This is a genomic window from Methanoregula sp., from assembly GCF_002835825.1.
Taxonomy (GTDB): domain Archaea; phylum Halobacteriota; class Methanomicrobia; order Methanomicrobiales; family Methanospirillaceae; genus Methanoregula.
In genome coordinates, this window is record NZ_PIZH01000517.1 from 1 (window position 1) to 1,461 (window position 1,461).

At 57.7% G+C, this 1,461-nt stretch carries 2 protein-coding genes; both read left to right on the plus strand.

What is annotated here, in order from left to right; genetic code table 11:
• Positions 1-285 (plus strand): hypothetical protein (locus tag CW742_RS12850; RefSeq protein WP_292420991.1); only part of this gene is annotated, 285 nt, incomplete at its 5' end.
• 88 nt (positions 286-373) lie between these two features.
• Positions 374-1,339 carry a hypothetical protein gene (locus tag CW742_RS12855; protein ID WP_292420994.1) on the plus strand — a complete coding sequence of 322 codons (966 nt, stop codon included), beginning with the start codon at positions 374-376 and terminating at the stop codon, positions 1,337-1,339.
• The last annotated feature ends 122 nt before the right edge of the window (positions 1,340-1,461 follow it).

Consider the following 1,461-nt stretch of genomic DNA (forward strand, 5'->3'; position numbering starts at 1 on the left):
TTGCCGGCTCCGTCCGTGGTCCTCACCCCGAAGCGCCCTCCCCTTCCGGTAGTGGAGGAGCCTCCGGCGGCAGACTGGGACCCCTGGTCCGACAGCCCCGGCGAACAGGAGGTCCCGGCGCCCGCCCCGCAGATCCGGGTCCCGCAGAAGAAATACTCCCATCTCCCCCTGATAGCCGATGAACTGAAGGATTACAAGAAGCCCTCTGCAGGACTCGACGATTTCCCGGCCCCTGCTGAACCGGCGTCCCGCAGGAAGGGCGGCCTCAACTTCCTGAAAAAATAGGCAGTGCCGGTAGGGCATTCCTTATCCAAACCCGAAAACGTATAACCGCTCAGGGTACACGAATTAGTATTCCCCGGGAGGATGGTGCATGAAGTCTGCAGTTCCAATCCTGATCCTGTTCCTTGCAGCTTCCTGTATAGCGTTTCCTGCCGCTGCTGAGGTCTATTACAGCGCCAGCACTCCCCAGATCATTACCAAAGGCGACACGTTTGTCGTCAGCGGTATCGGCGCGAAAAACGGCACGGTTGCCCTGTGGGTCATTGGAAGGGAGTACTTCGATGTCAGGACCGTGACCCCCGACCGGTTCGGCAACTTTTCTCTTGTGTACAAACCAACCGACACGATGAAATTCCAGAACGGGCAGTATGCCGTGGTGTTCCAGGACCCCGGGCAGTCAGGGTCCTTTGAGATCGGACCCGGCAAGGATACGGGAGGCAACCTCACGGTCATGAACCGGGGCAAGATCATCTTCCGCCTCGGGAGGCTGGAAGACCTCCCGGGCAATGTCCAGCAGGAGACGGAGGCACTTGCTTCTTCAGCTCAGCTGGAAGGGGTGGACGACACCTTCCTTGTCCGGTATTTCTCTGTCGACAAACCGTCAATCTACATCGATGGGATCATCCCTGCATCGGACTCCCGCCTTCCTGATATATCAACCGGCGAGAGAATTGTCATTTCCGGTACCACCAACATCAGGCGTGACGCCGCGATCCATGCCGTTGTCTCCGAGGCCGGATCCGGTACGGCAATCACTACCAAAGACATTTCCATCACTCCCGGCAGCAGCCTGAACGGGTGGTCGTACGTCCTGGAAGAGCCCGGCCTTGAACCGGGGAAGTATCGCATCACCCTGTCCAGCGCTGCAATGGGGAGTGACGAGCGCGCTGCTGCAAATTTCACGGTAAAAAACGCTGACGACAAGGTACCCTCGCACCAGCTCCCGCCCCCGTTACCACCGGCTGAATCTTCCCTTCCGGACTGGTCCGACAAACTCCTGATTCTCGGCATTATCTTTGTCGGTGCCGTCATTGTCTATACCCTCACAAAAGAGTGAGGGCAACGGTAAAAAAGGGACCTCCCCTCCAAAAAAAGGTTTACGAGAAGTACTCAACGATATTTTTGAAGATCTGCATGTTAGGCGATTCCACGGGAACCGGCCTTCCCTCGCGCCGTGCC